Source organism: Vibrio sp. 397 (assembly GCF_033339395.1).
GTDB classification, from domain to species: Bacteria; Pseudomonadota; Gammaproteobacteria; order Enterobacterales; family Vibrionaceae; genus Vibrio; species Vibrio alginolyticus.
In genome coordinates, this window is the sequence record NZ_JAWOUN010000009.1 from 1 (window position 1) to 15,589 (window position 15,589).

General features: G+C 39.9%; 16 protein-coding genes. 6 read left to right on the forward strand and 10 right to left on the reverse strand.

Annotated features, from left to right (window positions below):
* The 10 genes from R7P36_RS15255 to R7P36_RS15300 all read right to left on the reverse strand — a co-directional run.
* The coding region (locus R7P36_RS15255) for a transposase (RefSeq protein ID WP_206937370.1) at positions 1–251 on the reverse strand (251 nt) is incomplete at its 3' end.
* A 34-nt stretch (positions 252–285) separates the two neighbouring features.
* Positions 286–801 carry an SMI1/KNR4 family protein gene (locus tag R7P36_RS15260; RefSeq protein WP_203347280.1) on the reverse strand — a complete coding sequence of 172 codons (516 nt, stop codon included), beginning with the start codon at positions 799–801 and terminating at the stop codon, positions 286–288.
* Between the two features lie 351 nt (positions 802–1,152).
* Positions 1,153–1,560, reverse strand: a complete 408-nt coding sequence (locus tag R7P36_RS15265) for a hypothetical protein (RefSeq protein WP_025767067.1) — start codon at positions 1,558–1,560, stop codon at positions 1,153–1,155.
* Positions 1,561–1,635: 75 nt separating this feature from the next.
* Positions 1,636–2,022: a hypothetical protein gene (locus R7P36_RS15270; RefSeq protein WP_025634012.1), complete on the reverse strand. Its 387-nt coding sequence runs from the start codon at positions 2,020–2,022 to the stop codon at positions 1,636–1,638.
* Positions 2,023–2,024: 2 nt separating this feature from the next.
* The gene (locus tag R7P36_RS15275; RefSeq protein WP_025634011.1) at positions 2,025–2,432 is read right to left on the reverse strand and encodes a hypothetical protein; all 408 of its coding nucleotides are present in this window, start codon (positions 2,430–2,432) and stop codon (positions 2,025–2,027) included.
* The gene (locus tag R7P36_RS15280) at positions 2,429–3,784 is read right to left on the reverse strand and encodes a hypothetical protein (protein WP_025767068.1); all 1,356 of its coding nucleotides are present in this window, start codon (positions 3,782–3,784) and stop codon (positions 2,429–2,431) included. Before R7P36_RS15280 ends, R7P36_RS15275 begins: the two co-directional genes overlap by 4 nt.
* A 52-nt stretch (positions 3,785–3,836) precedes the next feature.
* On the reverse strand, positions 3,837–5,477 hold the full coding sequence (locus tag R7P36_RS15285) for a DotG/IcmE/VirB10 family protein (protein WP_203347292.1): 1,641 nt from the start codon (positions 5,475–5,477) through the stop codon (positions 3,837–3,839).
* 12 nt (positions 5,478–5,489) lie between these two features.
* Positions 5,490–6,566, reverse strand: coding sequence for a DotH/IcmK family type IV secretion protein (locus R7P36_RS15290; RefSeq protein ID WP_025634007.1), 1,077 nt, complete (start codon positions 6,564–6,566; stop codon positions 5,490–5,492).
* A 59-nt stretch (positions 6,567–6,625) separates the two neighbouring features.
* On the reverse strand, positions 6,626–9,340 hold the full coding sequence (locus tag R7P36_RS15295; protein ID WP_206937375.1) for a type IV secretion system DNA-binding domain-containing protein: 2,715 nt from the start codon (positions 9,338–9,340) through the stop codon (positions 6,626–6,628).
* 1 nt (position 9,341) lies between these two features.
* Positions 9,342–10,964: a hypothetical protein gene (locus R7P36_RS15300; RefSeq protein WP_025634005.1), complete on the reverse strand. Its 1,623-nt coding sequence runs from the start codon at positions 10,962–10,964 to the stop codon at positions 9,342–9,344.
* A 708-nt stretch (positions 10,965–11,672) separates the two neighbouring features.
* On the opposite strand from R7P36_RS15300, the gene R7P36_RS15305 reads away from it, so the two are divergent.
* Genes R7P36_RS15305 through R7P36_RS15330 form a run of 6 tightly spaced genes read left to right on the forward strand, consistent with a single transcriptional unit; the run spans position 11,673 to position 15,392 of the window.
* Positions 11,673–12,035: a hypothetical protein gene (locus R7P36_RS15305; RefSeq protein WP_025634000.1), complete on the forward strand. Its 363-nt coding sequence runs from the start codon at positions 11,673–11,675 to the stop codon at positions 12,033–12,035.
* A gap of 5 nt (positions 12,036–12,040) precedes the next feature.
* Positions 12,041–12,418, forward strand: coding sequence for a hypothetical protein (locus tag R7P36_RS15310; RefSeq protein ID WP_025633999.1), 378 nt, complete (start codon positions 12,041–12,043; stop codon positions 12,416–12,418).
* Between the two features lie 9 nt (positions 12,419–12,427).
* On the forward strand, positions 12,428–13,117 hold the full coding sequence (locus tag R7P36_RS15315) for a DotI/IcmL family type IV secretion protein (protein WP_054574978.1): 690 nt from the start codon (positions 12,428–12,430) through the stop codon (positions 13,115–13,117).
* Positions 13,114–13,734 carry a DotI/IcmL/TraM family protein gene (locus R7P36_RS15320; protein ID WP_025767073.1) on the forward strand — a complete coding sequence of 207 codons (621 nt, stop codon included), beginning with the start codon at positions 13,114–13,116 and terminating at the stop codon, positions 13,732–13,734. The genes R7P36_RS15315 and R7P36_RS15320 overlap by 4 nt, the downstream gene beginning before the upstream one ends.
* Positions 13,731–14,609 (forward strand): hypothetical protein, encoded by an 879-nt coding sequence (locus R7P36_RS15325; RefSeq protein WP_025633994.1) that lies wholly within the window; start codon positions 13,731–13,733, stop codon positions 14,607–14,609. The genes R7P36_RS15320 and R7P36_RS15325 overlap by 4 nt, the downstream gene beginning before the upstream one ends.
* Positions 14,610–14,615: 6 nt before the next feature.
* Entirely contained in the window at positions 14,616–15,392 is a 777-nt protein-coding gene (locus tag R7P36_RS15330; protein WP_025633992.1) for a TfoX/Sxy family DNA transformation protein, read from the forward strand.
* Positions 15,393–15,589: the final 197 nt, after the last annotated feature.

The following is a 15,589-nucleotide window of genomic DNA, read 5'->3' on the forward strand; positions in this document are numbered from 1 at the left end:
CGTTCAAATACGCCAGCATCCCGCCACTCCTGAAATCGGCGATGAGCAGAGCTTGACGAGCATATACCGGTGGCATTCAGCGCATTCCACTGGCAACCCGTCCTGAGTACGAAGAAGATGGCGTTCATTGCAGCGCGATTATCAACCCGCTTGCGGTGCGTACCCAGAGGATGGTGAGTTTTATGCTCCGGGATGAGAGGAGCCATTTTCTCCCAGAGTTCATCACTGATTTGCCACTTGTTGCCTGCCATACGTTGCCCTCAGAAATTATCGTTATTCATTATATTATACGATAATTCCTTTTGGGATAGGCTCTAAATCCTTCTTGAAGTTAGAAATTAATTCAGCTAGAGAATCGGCAAGCTTTAAAGCGACCTTGTAGTCATAATCTATGAGAATTACCTGTCCGAAACTACCTTCCTCTGTTGGACTTAAATCAACGCAAATTAAACAAGATGAACAGTCATCCGCAATTGGGATTCTACTTTTGCCGAAGGTATACTCTTTATCTATACCTTTATCGGTATAACTGAGTACGTTTCCATCACCATCATGGCTATAGTTTTCTACAAGGCTTGAGGTCTGTCCGATAGAGAGTAAAGCGACGCCATAAGCAAAATTTGCTTGCTTCTCGGGGTCCTGCCCTTTAGATGTTTTGTACAGTTCAACTAAATCTTGTGGTAGCTCTCTACCCACATTACAGCGAAGCAAATTTATTTCTTCTTCCGACGCTGGCTCTAAGAACGCATCAGCAACTAGTGGTGCTTTATTAAGTATTTCTTTTCTTACTTGCTCGAACATTAATTTTCCCTCGTTTTCATTGTAATCTTCGGGTTTGAAAGAATAAGCTTCAAAATCGAAGCGATGGTATTAATCTATTTCTTCTGCACTGCTCCAACTCAAATACCAGAAGTCTTAGTTAGAATGAGTACTAGTTATGCGGAACATAGGAAACTCGTATTACCCCTATTAATTAGAGGTAATGCGAAATGCGGTTAACTTGAGCGAGTATGAGCAAAGAAAGAGCCGTTTCCTAACTTCTAAATTTCTCTGTTTCATGGGCATATTTGGGTCGGAGAGTTTTGACTGCTCATCACCGTGTTGCGCGCATTAGTGTAAAACTGGTAGATTAGAATTTTAATAAAATAAATGTTACATCTCTAGATTTTGAACGAATAACCCTTCACGATTCTTATACTTGTTAACGGCTCTTATATCAGTAGAAACGTAATCACCACCTTTATTATCAACTTGTCTAATCTCGTATCCTCCGCAATGAACAGAAATATTCGCTTCTATTGAATGCTCATTTTTTGTTTCACCATTTACTTTCTTTGCTGACGAAACCCATTGGAAGCAAAACCTATCTTGATTATCTAAATATTCCGTAAGAGCAACTGATGTCCCTTTATCCACTTCGAAATAATCAATTGATAATATCTTGGATATGCCAGGATATTGGTAAGATGGGTTCTCTACTGTTGGTTCACTTAGTTCGGTTTGATTAGCACAGCCAGCAATAACTGATAATGTCGATGCCATAAGTAGTATTTTCTTCATTTTTGTTCCTTGTAGATGATAAAATTAGCCCCACGATCTATTAACGCTTTCGATAGTGGGGTTGTGTATGTTTATCTAATTGTTTACGTTTTGAAGGTCACGATAATCAACAGACTCATCAGCACTTGAGATGCTTGCTGCCTCACCGAACATTGCTATGTAAGCACTTGGGAAAGTCAAAGCGGCCCCTGCTATACCACAGATTAGAACGAATTTTCCTACGCCCTTACTTTGTGGTGAGCTTTCTCGGCTATTCCATGCCCAGGTTGCAAGGCTAATGACAATCATTGCAATACCAATCCATAAGCCTATGGTATATGTAGCACTACCACCTGCAGCTGAAATTGCATCCACGTTTTTTGCAGCTTGCTCTAGCTTTGTTTCATTGGCTGCCATCGTAGTTACAGAGGTTAGTGCTAGAGCGATACCCAGGGCACCGGACCATTTCGTTAGTTTATTCATAGTTACTCCGTGCTATCTCCTTCATCGAAGATATAAGTTGTGTTAGAAGAGAGGTTTGCCCGACCAGATGAGTCGAGTGTTATTGGGTCCACTGTGTCACTAAAGGTAAATACCTCACCCACTAGATCTAAACCACCGTGGAAAGTTAATAATGCGCCAGCTATTGAGAAGGATATTGGCCATAGAACAGAAACATCATTATCCGCTTTGTTTGCTTTGTACCAACCGATGAAACCAAACACGACAAGACCGAGGCCAAGTACTGCTCTCAAATTCCAGAGAACTGCAATCCAAAGTCGAACATGTTTAATTACATTTATTCCGCCATCTGCAATGGTGGAGTTATGCGTTTCTGAAGCGAATGAACTACTGGATAATGTGTAAACAAACATCCAATACCACTTTTTCATCGAAGCGCTCCAATACAGTAAGTATCTGAACAGATTGTTCCGTCAGCCGAGATTTCTCTAACAGTTCCAATGAAGTCGTAGTATTTTCCTTTTTCTACGGAAATAGTTCTTTCGCCAGAGGTCTTGGTAAGATTTACGACTAGCGCACTGTTTAGGTCCTGCGACTTAGTGATCATTGCGTAGTCAGGAAGAAGAATTCGCCCATCCTTGTATGTTACTCCCGTACTTGGAACTACCATTTTTGGCGCTTCTATTGGCTGTACTACAGTCGAGCTAGATGCTATTGCCATCGTTGGCTGTACTACTTTGCTATTTACTTCTGTATTTTTACCAATATGTTGGGTGGTAGTCTTAGCAACCTGTACTGCCGTTGGCTTTGTAATCGATTCTTTAGCAGGTTTTACAACTTTCTTTTTAGACTGCTGAGAGCGTCGAAGGTTGGCTAGTTCAGTCGGCGTGTACTCCTGGCGTTCTTTATCAATAAAGTATTTGCTGCCAATAAGTAAAACTCCGTCTTCTCCCTCACCTTTAATGTTGGTGACTTTATGGTTGCCAATTTTTGATTTGAACGGCTCACTTTTGTAAAGAGTGATGTAATGTGGAGAGTTATCGGATCTATCTGGTGCACGTACAGCAAAAACCCCCTCAGCAATCTCATCCACAACGTTGAATTCTTTTAAGCGTTTACGCTCACTACTTCGCGCTGCTTTCGTATGTCCGTTTGAAAGGCTATTGTTTAATTTAGCAAACTCGCCTTCAAATGAATTTACATCGCTTTCCAATTTATCCAATCTATTGGTTAAACTAACGTTAAAAGTTTCTTGAGCAGAATTAAATTGATGATATGGCTTCAATCTCATTGTAATTGAGTCATCAATTTGTTGCTGTAAGGTCGAACTGATCGTCTGTGTAATATTCTGTGACGCAGCTTTCGAGGTTGACTTCACAATCTCACTTTTTTGCTTACCAAATTCATCCTTTACTTTGCTAGGAATGTCTATTTTAGTAATGATTGATTGAGCGATTTCTTGTCTTTGTAATTCAGTGATAGCACCAAACTCTTCAGACTTAGTAATCACATCTATTTCAGTCTTAATGAGTTCAGGCAATGATTGCCTGAGAGCGGTGATCTCACGCTCAAGATTTCTCTCTAGCTTTTGTATTTCTTCTACTTTGGAAGGGCCTCCAAAATCTGGTATCAAACCCATTTTATGTGCAGCTAAACTAGCACCACCAACAAGCAAAGTAGCTCCTACGACATAAACGAGTAACTTTACTTTTGGCTTTGCTGAGCTGCTTTGGCTTTTATTCGCTTTGCCAGCATTTGCGTCTTGAGCTTCGTTATCGCTCATGATGATCGCTCCTTGTTTTTAATTGAATAATGTATTATATAAAAGATCTAAATTAATTCCATAAACGAGTTTTGTTGTCACTCGGGATTGATACATTTTGCCCAATATTCGATTTGCGAATTTCAGAGCTTAGGTCAGTTTCTTCGGAATTAACTTCTGTTAGTCTATTTTGCTCCGCCATCATCTTGAGAAGATCGCTCTGATTCGGAGTTTGAATTTCATCCGTTTCTTGTACTTGATTCTCAAACAATAAGTACATAGTTTGACCTTTCGGTATCTCTACCTGAACAGGTCTTCTCGCATTATCGTATAGGATAGGTAAAAAGCCTTGTGCAGCTTTGGCGATACTATAAACAATTCTGTCTCTCGTATTATCAATCGCACCTGTCGAAGTTGTTGTTTCCCCATTTGATGTTGTCACTGTCGTATCAATGAGTGAATCCAAAAAACCTGTCATAAACAAACCAGCAAACATGCCACCAAACCTCTGGATGTAATGGTGGTCTACTTCACCTTCTATAAGCGCCTTTTCAGTTTCAGCAGATAATACCCAAGCTTTTACAGGGATTTGTTTCCCATCTCTAATAACAGACGTTACAGTTAAGGCAACACCTGGAGCTTGTTCTATAAGCTCCATTTCACCGAACGCAATACTACCTTCTGCTTTTCCGGTTAATAAACGAATTCTGATTGGGCCAGGAATGTCTGAGTCGATAGGCAAGGTGGTACGGGCATAAACCAACTCACCTGCATCAAATACTATAGACTCTTGGTCTACTTCAACTGGTGGCTGTCTATATTTTTCATTAGAGGTTTCTTTTTCATTGTCCGTATACCCAACTGTGTTTTCTTTCTTATAATAATTAGGATGAATCCCCATTTGAGTCTGACCTCCATCAGAACGATACAATGCTGAGGCCACTTCTTGTTCTGCATCACTCGGGTCAAAAACGAACTGTGATGTTTTACTATAAATGTCAGCCTTCTTACTATAAGTGATTTTGTACTTTTCGCCTGTATCTGGTGCGTAAGGGAGACCTGAAAATAATGCTTGTGCACCTTCTGATATCTTTTTTTGTCGCTCAGCTTCTAATTGTATCAACCGCTGACGCTCAGCATCGGCTTTGTCGTTTCGATTCTTTATTTCTTGAGCCTTTAAACTCATTTTAGTCGTTGCTAGTTCGTTTCGGAGATCTTCTAGCTGGCTTGAAGTTTCTATATCTTGTTTAGGCAACGGTAATTTTACGTCTCTACCTGCACTATTCTCTTCTGTATCTGAATTTGTCTTTTTAGACTCAGCATCTTTGCCAGACTTAACTTCTTGCCCCAGGGGATCAACCTCCTGCGACTTAGGCTTGTCAACTTCGGTTTTTGTATCTGGTCCCGTTGCTGATTCTTGTACGCGAGTTTTACTGATATGGCTCTCGCCATTAGTAGCAGCCTGTTTACGCGCGTTCTTCTCCCTTTCTTCGGTTTCTTTAGCGATAGGTGAATTTTCAGGAACACTGATTGTCCCATCAGTTGAGTTCTTAATCACATCGTCAGTTTTAACGACAGGTCTACCTGCTGTTTTATCACCTTTGCCCGAAAGGTCTTCTGTAACTTGATTGGAAGCCATATAGATTGCGTATCCAATCCCTCCGGCGGCTACTACAAACAAACCTACAACGATTGCTATTTTTTTTAATTTCATCGGTGAGAAGCCTTATAGTTCACTTGTATCCACAAACGCTTTTACTTTCTGTCGACCATCGCTAAACCAATAGAATGAACGGGGGTAAAGTTTGTAAAGGTTGTAATCACCGACACTTCCCTCTCTTACCAAAGAGCTACCTTTGCTTCTTAAAATGGCTGTTGTTCTGATATAAACAAATTCATTATATAAATAGGCTTGGCCATTGATTCCTTGCAATTTAGTTTCTTTGGCACCAGGCACACCTGTTGTCGTACCTGAAAGAAAAGAAAAGAATTCTGGACCAGCTTTATCAAGATCTACACTTGAAGTAGAACGGTATTGTATTGGCTTGGCGTTCGGGCCAATTAGTGGAATGATCACTTGTCTTCGAGAATTGTAGTAATCTGTTTTTTCAGAACTAATCATGAAAGGAATAGTTGTATCTAAACCCTTCAGCTGAAACCAGCCCGAATGAGTTACTCCAGGTAAACGAGCTTCCAAGCTATATGCGTTACCGGGTGTTTTTCCAGCCTCGAAGGCTCCCTGAGCTCCTAGCTTAACATATACAATAGGCCAAGGAGCTCCTGTCTGGTCGAAAAATGAAATAGACCCAGGGAAGCCAGGGTACACCTGCAAAATTAACTCCTGAGGTAGTGAAGGATCGAATTTAATCGTATCAATTAGACTTTCCGGGGGCCTTACTAAAAGTTTATTTTCTGCAATTAGCCTCTGCCTTTCTATTTTACGCATCCTTTCAATAAAAGCAGGGTCGGAGTTCATTTTCTCACTTTTAATGATGTCATTCTTTTTATTCTCAGCCCTCAGTATCTCAAGTCTGTCTCTATTTTGGTAATTACTCTGGAGTTTCGAGTATTCTAGATCTGTTATGTACGTCTGAATTGCATTTTGTTCATACACCTCAAGTTCACGCATGTTAATCAATATATTTTCTATACTTCCATATTTCTTTAACAATGCATCCGCAATTGCAGCATGACTAACTTGGTTAGTTTGATTAGCTTGAGAAAACGCCGACAATGACAACACCACCGCACTTACTGTTAAGCGGAAATAGGCTTTCAGAGAGGAGATGTTTCTTGAGTGCATTGGTAATCCTTGAAGTTTAACAAGCGTAAATATATTTCATTTATGTATTAAAAACAACCCTACTCAGACAAACCTAACGATTGTAGTGTTTTCTCTACAATATCACTGACTTCTTCGTCGCCGAGAGGTTCTGATTGGAGTTCTTCTTTAGGATATTCCAATATGTCCTTGACTTGATTGATCGCCGCCTCTGTGGCTCTTTCAGCATTAGGCTCATCTAAACCAGCTAACAAATTTATATCTATAGTAGTGCCAGATATAGTGCCTTTATTGTTCTGCTGAGCGCTTTCAAGAAATGGATCTGATAGGTTAGATGAAACATATCTACTGTTATAAGCGATATCCAACTCGCCGTATGCATCATTGTCAAAATTAGCAAGGTCTACTTCGGAGGTCTCTTCGTTCGTACCTAAATCTTGAGTGGATAAATATGCTGGTGGCGAAACAAATTCTTCGCTAGTACTGTGCTCAAAGGGGCCTTCGGCATAGAAGTTGTTGTACTGCATAATTGAATCAAAGTCGTGTTCTTCTTCAGGCCAATCCTCATCACTATAGGTGTTTTCAAAGTCATTAAAATCGAGTTCATCATTAAAGGCTGAAACTTCTTCATTATAAGCCTCCATAGAGCCCATAATCTGTACTTCAGCATCTGTTTGTGCAAGACCAACAAGCTCTTCATCGAATACATCTACTGGTGATTCTTCAGGTCGTATTTCTTCGACTTCTTCAATGGCGCTCTCCGTTATCAACGTTGCGTCTTCTTTAATTATCCCTAAACCAATAGCCATCATCATTTGTTTAGAGATGTTTTCAGTTAGGTTCAATGCTCTTACTTCAGTTAGATTATTTTTTAGCTCTAAGAACTCCAACATTTCGACATTGCTATCGATATAATCGTTGGCCTGTTGAACATATTCATTGGATTTTACTAACTGTTGCCTCTTAGCCGTTTCTACCTCATCATCAGAAGGCTCAAGCACCTGAGCAAAATAGTTCAAACGAGAAGTTTCTACATCAGGGAAGTCGAGTTTTAATGCTCGGAATGGGTATACATCACCACCAAAAATGTATAAGCCTTCTCCAGGTTCAGCACTAGCAAGCATCTTAGCGTTTACAGTATCTTTTTCTTCTACTCGGACATCATCGTTATCATGGACCGCCCCAGCCAAATTATTCTCTATTCTATCCTGACGGGAACCAAACACTTTGCCAGTTCGACCAAGCGCCAACTGTAACGATTCACCATGGTCTTCATTTTTAAGAATGAATTTATTGTTTAAGTTGCCCATTAGTGCTTCATATTCATCCCGGCCGCAAACCTTCTGGAACATTCCGGCTGTCTGTGCTCCAAAAAGAACGTGAAAACCATATGAACGAACCAAGGCAACAATCATGTAAAAACCTTTAACCGCATACATTCCGTACTCATCAAAGAAAAGTCGTACAGGATATCTAGCACTGGAAGGCCTATTGTCTACTGTAGTAATTCGAGAACCTTGTAGCTTGTAGCCAGCAGCTCTCATCAAAATAGGCCGTAATCCCTGCAATAGAAGCCTACCCAATGCTGCAACGGAATCGGGGTTTTTGGCAATGGAAGGAAGAAGAACTAATAATACTCGCCCCCCTAAGCATACATCCGTCATATTTACTTCCGAAAGTTTTGTCACGAATATATGCCCCATGGTTTCACTCAGGTCAGCCATGGTTTCACTAATCATCATCACACAATATGTGTGCTGTTCATCTGCTTTACTATTAAGATCAAGGTTGTCTATCTGTTCCTCAGTCATATCAAATATGGCATCACTAATAGAAGGCAAGGTTTTTAAATATTGCTGGAGTGGTTGTCGGTACTTTAAAGGCACATCTTTTCGCGCTGCCTTTTTGAGCATAGTTTTAATGACAAGAAAGTTTCGAACCACTTCGATGTTTAAATCTAAGCCTTCCACATCCCTTTCGTAAGCAAGATACTGATATGCTCCCCCAATCATAGTAGAACTACGACCTTCCCAAAAAGAGCTATCCCCTCCATCCGTTTCACGCCCTAACCCCATGGTTATAGTCTTCATCTGGTCAGGGGTTCCCGCATTTAGAATATTCATGTTATTCGAAATGCGATCGTCGTCGTGCATGTTAGTAGTATCTAAGGAGTCCATGGGAGTCAGAAAATTGAGAACCAACAAATCGTGGAGTCTATCTAATCGTTTCAAGATAGCGAAAATTGTCCAAAACAATTTTATATCTGCCTTACCATCAACTATGACTGCTGATGTTCCTCCTGGCTGGAGAAGTGCTTGAAATAGCAATGTCAGTATAAGTACAGTTTTACCCGAGCCCGTACTGCCCATGACGAGTGTATGTCTTGTTTCCATATCCGGGTTGGATACGAGTAACCTACGTAGAAAAAATTCAAACCCGAATATTAATGTACCGTTTCCTCTTTTACGCTGGGGAATAAGATGGCCAGCTTTAACTGCGTCTTTTAACGACTCCTTTTTTGAAATAAACTGCTCCCACTCCGGCGCGTCAAAAGGATATTCATGCTTCTCTCTTGAGTTTGTAAGCTTCAGACAAATTGCAAATGCAAAAATAAAGTCCCCATTTTGAGGGAACATAAACAAAGCAATCCCGCATGCAGCAATTAATAAAGGAAATGACACATTTACTGCTGACTGTATTCGCATCCACATAGTGCGAGAATCACGATGAAAGAGCTCTGGGTTATTCAGTTCAGGGTTTGTGTTTAGAACCGACTGCTTCTTAAAACTGGCCATACTAATCAACTTCCTTGTACTGCTTCATTAACTCAGGAATATCCTCATAAGGGTCATTGAAGACTTTCTCATCCTTTTCTATATCGACACCTAGTGACTTTAGAATCTGTTTTGCTTCATTCTCTCGGCCATCAGCCTTTTTCTCTATCTCGCTGAGATCAAATAATCTACTAAATTCATCCTCATCCATGTTCAGGAGGTCTTCTCCTTTCTTACCTGCTGTTAATATTCTCTCTGCATTAATGTGAAGGTCTTGCACTGCTCCTAGGACACTTGGAATTGTCATTCGAAATCCGGCTTTTCTTTCCATAAGAAAATGCGAGCGAGTACCACTTGCTTCTAAGAAAGGCGTTTCTCTGCCGATAGACTGCAATACCATTCCTAAATTTCGGTCATGCTTAGTTACCCAAGTAAACTCGTTTCCTGCAATACGGTTTACATCTTTAAAGAGAAGCATCAACGCCCAGATTACAGTAGTAGAATAAGCATGCTTCTTTGTTACCATTGCATAGAGGATTTCTTCGAATGTACGGGTTGTCTTTCCATCCATTTTTTCCTTAAGCTGTGTAAGAACCTTTCTTTCAATACCGTTAAATAAAAGTATTGTGTCTTCGATGCTGCCAGCGTAAGGGACGCCATCATTCAATAAAGTTGTTGGACGAAAGCCACCTATTATCGCTCCTCCTCTCTTAAACTTATCCGCTTCATTACCCTGTTTATCTACATATTCAATTGGAATGGTTTTCCCATTATCATCAAACAACCGTGCTAGTTTATCTTCCGAATGTAGTTGTTGCGGTAAAGGACAGAGGAGAAGCCTCTCTAAGCTGATAGTCGCTGTTCGAGAGCAAAACTCTATTGTTGAGTCTTTCGGGTTCTCGCAGTAATAGAAGTAACAAATAGGCCTAAAATTGCTAACAAACCCCGTTTCTTTTTGCATTTCTTTGTCACGTTCTATTTCATCTAATGTGACACCCAAAGGAGGATTTGCTGTGAGCATTTCGTAAGGAGATACACCCATAGCGTATCGGTTTTCATAGTCAGAGCGATTTTCGAAATTGTAATCATGTGAATAGTCACAAGGGTTTTCACCCTCTAAACGTTCTTTATATTTAGGAAACATCCAGCCAATGGAATATCCCATCAATTTATCGTAGAAGTTGGGCGGTACTATACGTTTTAAATGAGGATGAACCTTGGAAGCAGCCCGTATCATTGATTCAACGTTGTGTTCTTTTCTGGTTTTAGAGCGTATTGAATATTCTTTACAACCTAAGTAGATCAGAGCTAAAGCGAAGGGCCATTTAAGTATATTTCCGAAAATAGAGTCGTAAGCTCCAATATACTCGGGTGTAATCATCGTATAATGCAATTCTAATATTTGATATAGCCCCTCCTTAAACCCCCATCCTTGAAATCCTGTTAGCCAAGAGGTAGTTACAACCACGAGGTTCTCAAAAGCAAAAAATGTAAACATCTGAGCTATCTTTAGCATTCTCCACACAAAAGCAAGTATGTGGAAAAAGTGCGCGTAAACCCCGTAACCCATACCTATTGCTAATGCTAGAGCTAGGGCGACTGAAGCATTCAACTCTGATTCTTTTTCTGGCGTACGCTGACTCATAACTTAGGAATCCTTAAAAATTATGTTTGTGTCATCAATACGTCGCTCTTTAAGAATCATTTTTAGAGAATCATACTTTCCTTTGGTCAATGGAATGGGTAACACAAGCCGTGCCCTTAGACCTTTTCGATGAAGTATAAAGTTTACGGTTATGACGAAGTAGTAATAGAGGAAGACAACACATCCGAAAGTCGTTAAAACTTTTGCCGAAAAGTTCTTGTCGGAAGCTGTTAACGATTGCATAGCTTGAGTTATTTCGAAGGTTAAGACGATACTGATCACACAAAATATGACCGAAGCTCCGACAATCGCTTGCCCTACTAAATGTGACTTAAGTACTGGATGTATCGTTCTGAACTGTTTCCACATTCCGATATATGTGACGAATAAACTAAGTACCGGAGCAAGAAGAGAAACTCCACCTGAAACAGGCATTAAGAGTAATGAAAGATACTGTAGAAATATTAAAGTTAACATTTTTGCACCGTTGCTTTTAATCCATTTAAGGCATATATTTTTCACATCATAGCAAATTTATCAACGGATGGAATGGTTTTAGCTAAACGAAAACAACCAAATCTAACATCTCGTTCAACCCTCAAAATCAAATCAACCAAACAACCAAACACCAAAAAATATGGCATTGCTTTTCATCCGTAAAAGACATATATTTTTGTGATTATAAAATATGTCATAGGTAGTAGTAGTTTGGAGTCACTGTTAGGAAGCAACGTCATTTTGTTTTCTCAAAAAGAAAAAGAAACTTTATGCATTATCTCGAATGTCGAATATGGACGCCGTGTTGCTGAGTTACAACTATCTTCGGCTGATAGCTACAAACCTGTTTTGAGTATTCTTGTCTCTATTGTCGATAGTAACCATCCAGAGTTGGACACCCTCGATCGCTGCTTCCTTGTTAACTCATCAATCTCTACAGATTCCATTGAATTAACAGAGCTTTTAGAAAAGTTTAAAAGCTCAACCCAGTCATACCAACAAACGATAGAGATTGATGGTGTTGAATTTTCCTATCTGCGCAAGGAAATAGAAAGGTTACAACTAATAGGATAAATGTAATGGAAAACGAAGAGTCTGTTGGCTTTAAATCAGTTACCCAATCTGCCGAGTTAATTATCCATGCAGGGTCTTCTCCCATCCCAGGAGAAGTCAGAAGCCGCCTAGAAAAGATACCAAGTATAAAGCCAAGACCAGCGCGCAGAATAATGGGTGTGAAATTGGCTGAATTGGGTGTCAATAGAAACCCTTATGTTGCAAATAGAGCAACTAAGGCTTTACTTGCACTGACTTCAATTACGTGGGGCCTCACCCTGCTTTTATTGACTGGTTCGCTGGTTAATTTTTACCTGCTTGAAAGAATAAATATCAGCGCTACCTCCCATGACGCAAGGATTGAGCCTACTGGCAAGCCTGTACGCATCGGTAACTTGGATTAGAGGAAGGATATGTTTCGCTCATCCGTAATTAAGAATCATCGAGGGCTCCTATCTGGTTTCGTAGTGCTGGTGGTCATTATCTATTTCTTAGAGTTTGCACTAAACACTCTTACAACAAATAAATCTGGTTACTACAAGATCCCCACTTACAACGATAAGGGCATTACCCGAATAGTTCCTCAGGTCCCATTAAGTGACCGTCTTTTTTCTGACTCTGAAGTTATGGATTTTGTAACTGAAGCTATGTACAACACACTCTCTCTATCTTTCGATAGTTATGAATTGTCTATGACAGAATCAGCATTACTATTCTTTACTACTTCTGGCTGGAAGTCATTCTCAAGCGCAGTTCAAGAAGCAGAAATTTTATCAACCATTTTCTCTAATAAAGAAATTATTGAGTTTTACCCTACCCGAGCGCCTTTTATGGAATTCAGTGGCACAGTTGACGGGAAAATTGATGGAAGATTCACAAAAGATGCCTACTGGGTATGGCGAGTTAAAGTTCAGGGCAAGATTATGAAAAAATCTTTGAAGGTTAAAGACGCAACTGAAACTGAGCTCGAGGCTATTCAGAATCAAAGGCACCAGGCCGCTAATGTAACTTTCTGGCTTGATTTACAACGTGTGCCAAAGGGTAAGGGGGCAAGTGCAGTTAAGATCATAAGTTCTTCTAATTGGGATGTTGATTGGTTATGAATATTCCACGACTTATTCGCATACTTAAATTCGACTGGCCATTTGTGCTTGCTATCGTTTTATCTGTTTTAGCTATTTTTAAACTTTCCGATTTCAATGAAGAACTATTAGGGAACCCGGATAGAGTTTTTCTTTATTCTGATGGTAATGGTGGTTACACAAGGGCCTTTGTATCACGTGACCCACGCTATACAGACGAGAAGGTTGTCAGGTTTCTTCGTCGTATGGTGAGCTCATGCTATACCGTCGATTATAAAACCGCTCAACACCTAATGAACGGTGAACGCGATAACGATTATGCCAACTGTATTGAAAAGCACTTTGCGCCAATAGCCGCCACATCACTGTTCAATGTTTATCCTACTGACCCTATGATTGAGGCGATTCTTATGTCAGAAGGTAAGGCTAACGTTGTTGTTCCTTACGATCCTATCGTTACCTTAAAGAACAAACCTGGTAAGCCTTTAGTTTGGGTAGTTGAGGTTCCGATAATGGTAACAGTCCAATCGGTATCAGGAGACCAAACAACCTCATTCATTGCTCACTACACAGTTCTACCTGAACCTAGAGCGGATAACGCAAGTTCATTACTCATCGACAGGGTGGTTTTTAGATGAACGTTAAAGACCTATTCAATTTTATTAGTACAGCTTTGGGGAAGACTCCGTTAACAGGAAGACAAAGTTCGAAGTCTACTGAGGATAGCTTTGTTAAAGGGGATACCTTTAGTTGCCAATCAATACCCTCCAGCGAGGTTAACCGTAACCACGATGCCGTGTTTGAAACAGATAAACGTCATAATTTAATCTATGACAATTTTAAGTCTGTCCAGCGATCTCCATACTACGCTCTGGTTTTATTTTTCTTAGCTATTGTTGCATTTTTATACGCCTTGAACCTGTTCATAGATACCACAAAGATTACTTCAACAAACTACTTTATTGCATCAACGACAAGTGATACTGCTGTATACCCAATACCCACAGATAAGCATATCTTGCCGACTAAGGACCAAGAAAGAAACCCTGGCGAAACTTACTCTGAAGAAGAGTCAGAAGTATTAGTTCGTGAATATCTAGTTGATAGCCTTAAAGACTGTTTTTCAATGAACTACTTAAATGCAGCAACAGTACTGTCTAGGTGCAAGTCCAACCATTTGGACTCTGAAACAGACACCCAAGACATATTTATTGAGCTTCTAAGAGCAAGTAACTATATAAATATAATGAAGAAATACCAGACTTCTGCATTACTCCACGTAGACACAAGCTCTATTAAACTTTTGAACAAAGCAATAGCTCAGCGTGAAGCCGTACCTGGCAGCGGCGTTATGCGTAGCCGCGCTGTCTGGATTTACCAACTTAAGATGCATTATACGATGGAGAAAGTTTCTGTCTCTTCTCCCACCTTGTGGCAAGTTGAGATGATCAGAGAATCTGCTTTCAACAAAGAGTTCCCTGTTTCTATCTTCAAAATACGCGATATCGAGTGAGTGAACATGAAAAGTCAAAATAAAGAGCTTCAAGTTAACCCGAGAAACTTTCAACCGTCTTTGTTGCAAAAAAATTTACATAAATCACGCAAAGGAAAGTCAAAAACTAAAAAAGCGTTGGCAAAAGCTCCAAACTACTATAGAGACCTTTTTCAGCCAATTGAAGGGGTCTTTAGCCGACCTTCATTTGGCGAGTTTCAATTCACTTACTGTGGATACATGATAGCTAACCAGCGTGAGGGTGTTCTCAATATCTATGTACCACAAGAAACAGACTCCCCATTACTAGAGTCACTCGAATCATACGGGTTTTATCTATGTAAAAAGTACCCTATTTCTGTACCCAATAGCTCTAGATCCTCAAGACTTCTTATGAAGCGCTATCTTTCAGAAAAAGTATCAGATCAGCAAGCTGTGGAGACAATAATGCAGTTAAAGATCATGCTAAATGCAGCAATAAAAAAACAACAACAAAGTGAGGATTTAGATATATCGGCAATGCCTAGCCTCAGTCCTACAATATTTAAGTCACTAAAAGATATCGGTATAAATAAGCAATCAGAGTTAAGGAAGGCAGACTTAAATGTTTTGTTCCATAAGATCAAAAGTGGAAACTCGAAGAGCTATAAAGGGGTACGCTTGTTATTTCAGCTACATTGCTTAAGAGAGGATACTCAAGTTCCTTACTTATCTAACGATACCAAACAACGCTTAGTTGATTCTTATAATTTTTTCGCCAAAATTAGAGGATACGCCCCTCTGACTTATATGTTTTACAGCTAGAAAATAACCTTGCATTAGTTTCTTTCGACATGCAATTAAACCATCAGTTACAAGGTAACCAGTCGCTCATTAGGCCTCTATTTATTAGTTAGTTTCAAACAGCAATAGATGTTGAATGTATGTAATTCTCCACAAAACATATGGTGACGTTAGCTAGGTATCGTTCACCATACTACAAGTGCTGATTCCCTCATTAA

Excerpts from the sequence above, each read along its gene's own strand:
- R7P36_RS15290 (WP_025634007.1), bottom strand. The coding sequence starts at position 6,566 with ATGCACTCAAGAAACATCTCCTCTCTGAAAGCCTATTTCCGCTTAACA.
- R7P36_RS15270 (WP_025634012.1), bottom strand. The coding sequence starts at position 2,022 with ATGAATAAACTAACGAAATGGTCCGGTGCCCTGGGTATCGCTCTAGCA.
- R7P36_RS15280 (WP_025767068.1), bottom strand. The coding sequence starts at position 3,784 with ATGAGCGATAACGAAGCTCAAGACGCAAATGCTGGCAAAGCGAATAAA.
- R7P36_RS15320 (WP_025767073.1), top strand. The coding sequence starts at position 13,114 with ATGAATATTCCACGACTTATTCGCATACTTAAATTCGACTGGCCATTT.
- R7P36_RS15330 (WP_025633992.1), top strand. The coding sequence starts at position 14,616 with ATGAAAAGTCAAAATAAAGAGCTTCAAGTTAACCCGAGAAACTTTCAA.
- R7P36_RS15275 (WP_025634011.1), bottom strand. The coding sequence starts at position 2,432 with ATGAAAAAGTGGTATTGGATGTTTGTTTACACATTATCCAGTAGTTCA.
- R7P36_RS15285 (WP_203347292.1), bottom strand. The coding sequence starts at position 5,477 with ATGAAATTAAAAAAAATAGCAATCGTTGTAGGTTTGTTTGTAGTAGCC.
- R7P36_RS15300 (WP_025634005.1), bottom strand. The coding sequence starts at position 10,964 with ATGAGTCAGCGTACGCCAGAAAAAGAATCAGAGTTGAATGCTTCAGTC.
- R7P36_RS15325 (WP_025633994.1), top strand. The coding sequence starts at position 13,731 with ATGAACGTTAAAGACCTATTCAATTTTATTAGTACAGCTTTGGGGAAG.
- R7P36_RS15315 (WP_054574978.1), top strand. The coding sequence starts at position 12,428 with ATGTTTCGCTCATCCGTAATTAAGAATCATCGAGGGCTCCTATCTGGT.
- R7P36_RS15260 (WP_203347280.1), bottom strand. The coding sequence starts at position 801 with ATGTTCGAGCAAGTAAGAAAAGAAATACTTAATAAAGCACCACTAGTT.
- R7P36_RS15310 (WP_025633999.1), top strand. The coding sequence starts at position 12,041 with ATGGAAAACGAAGAGTCTGTTGGCTTTAAATCAGTTACCCAATCTGCC.
- R7P36_RS15265 (WP_025767067.1), bottom strand. The coding sequence starts at position 1,560 with ATGAAGAAAATACTACTTATGGCATCGACATTATCAGTTATTGCTGGC.
- R7P36_RS15295 (WP_206937375.1), bottom strand. The coding sequence starts at position 9,340 with ATGGCCAGTTTTAAGAAGCAGTCGGTTCTAAACACAAACCCTGAACTG.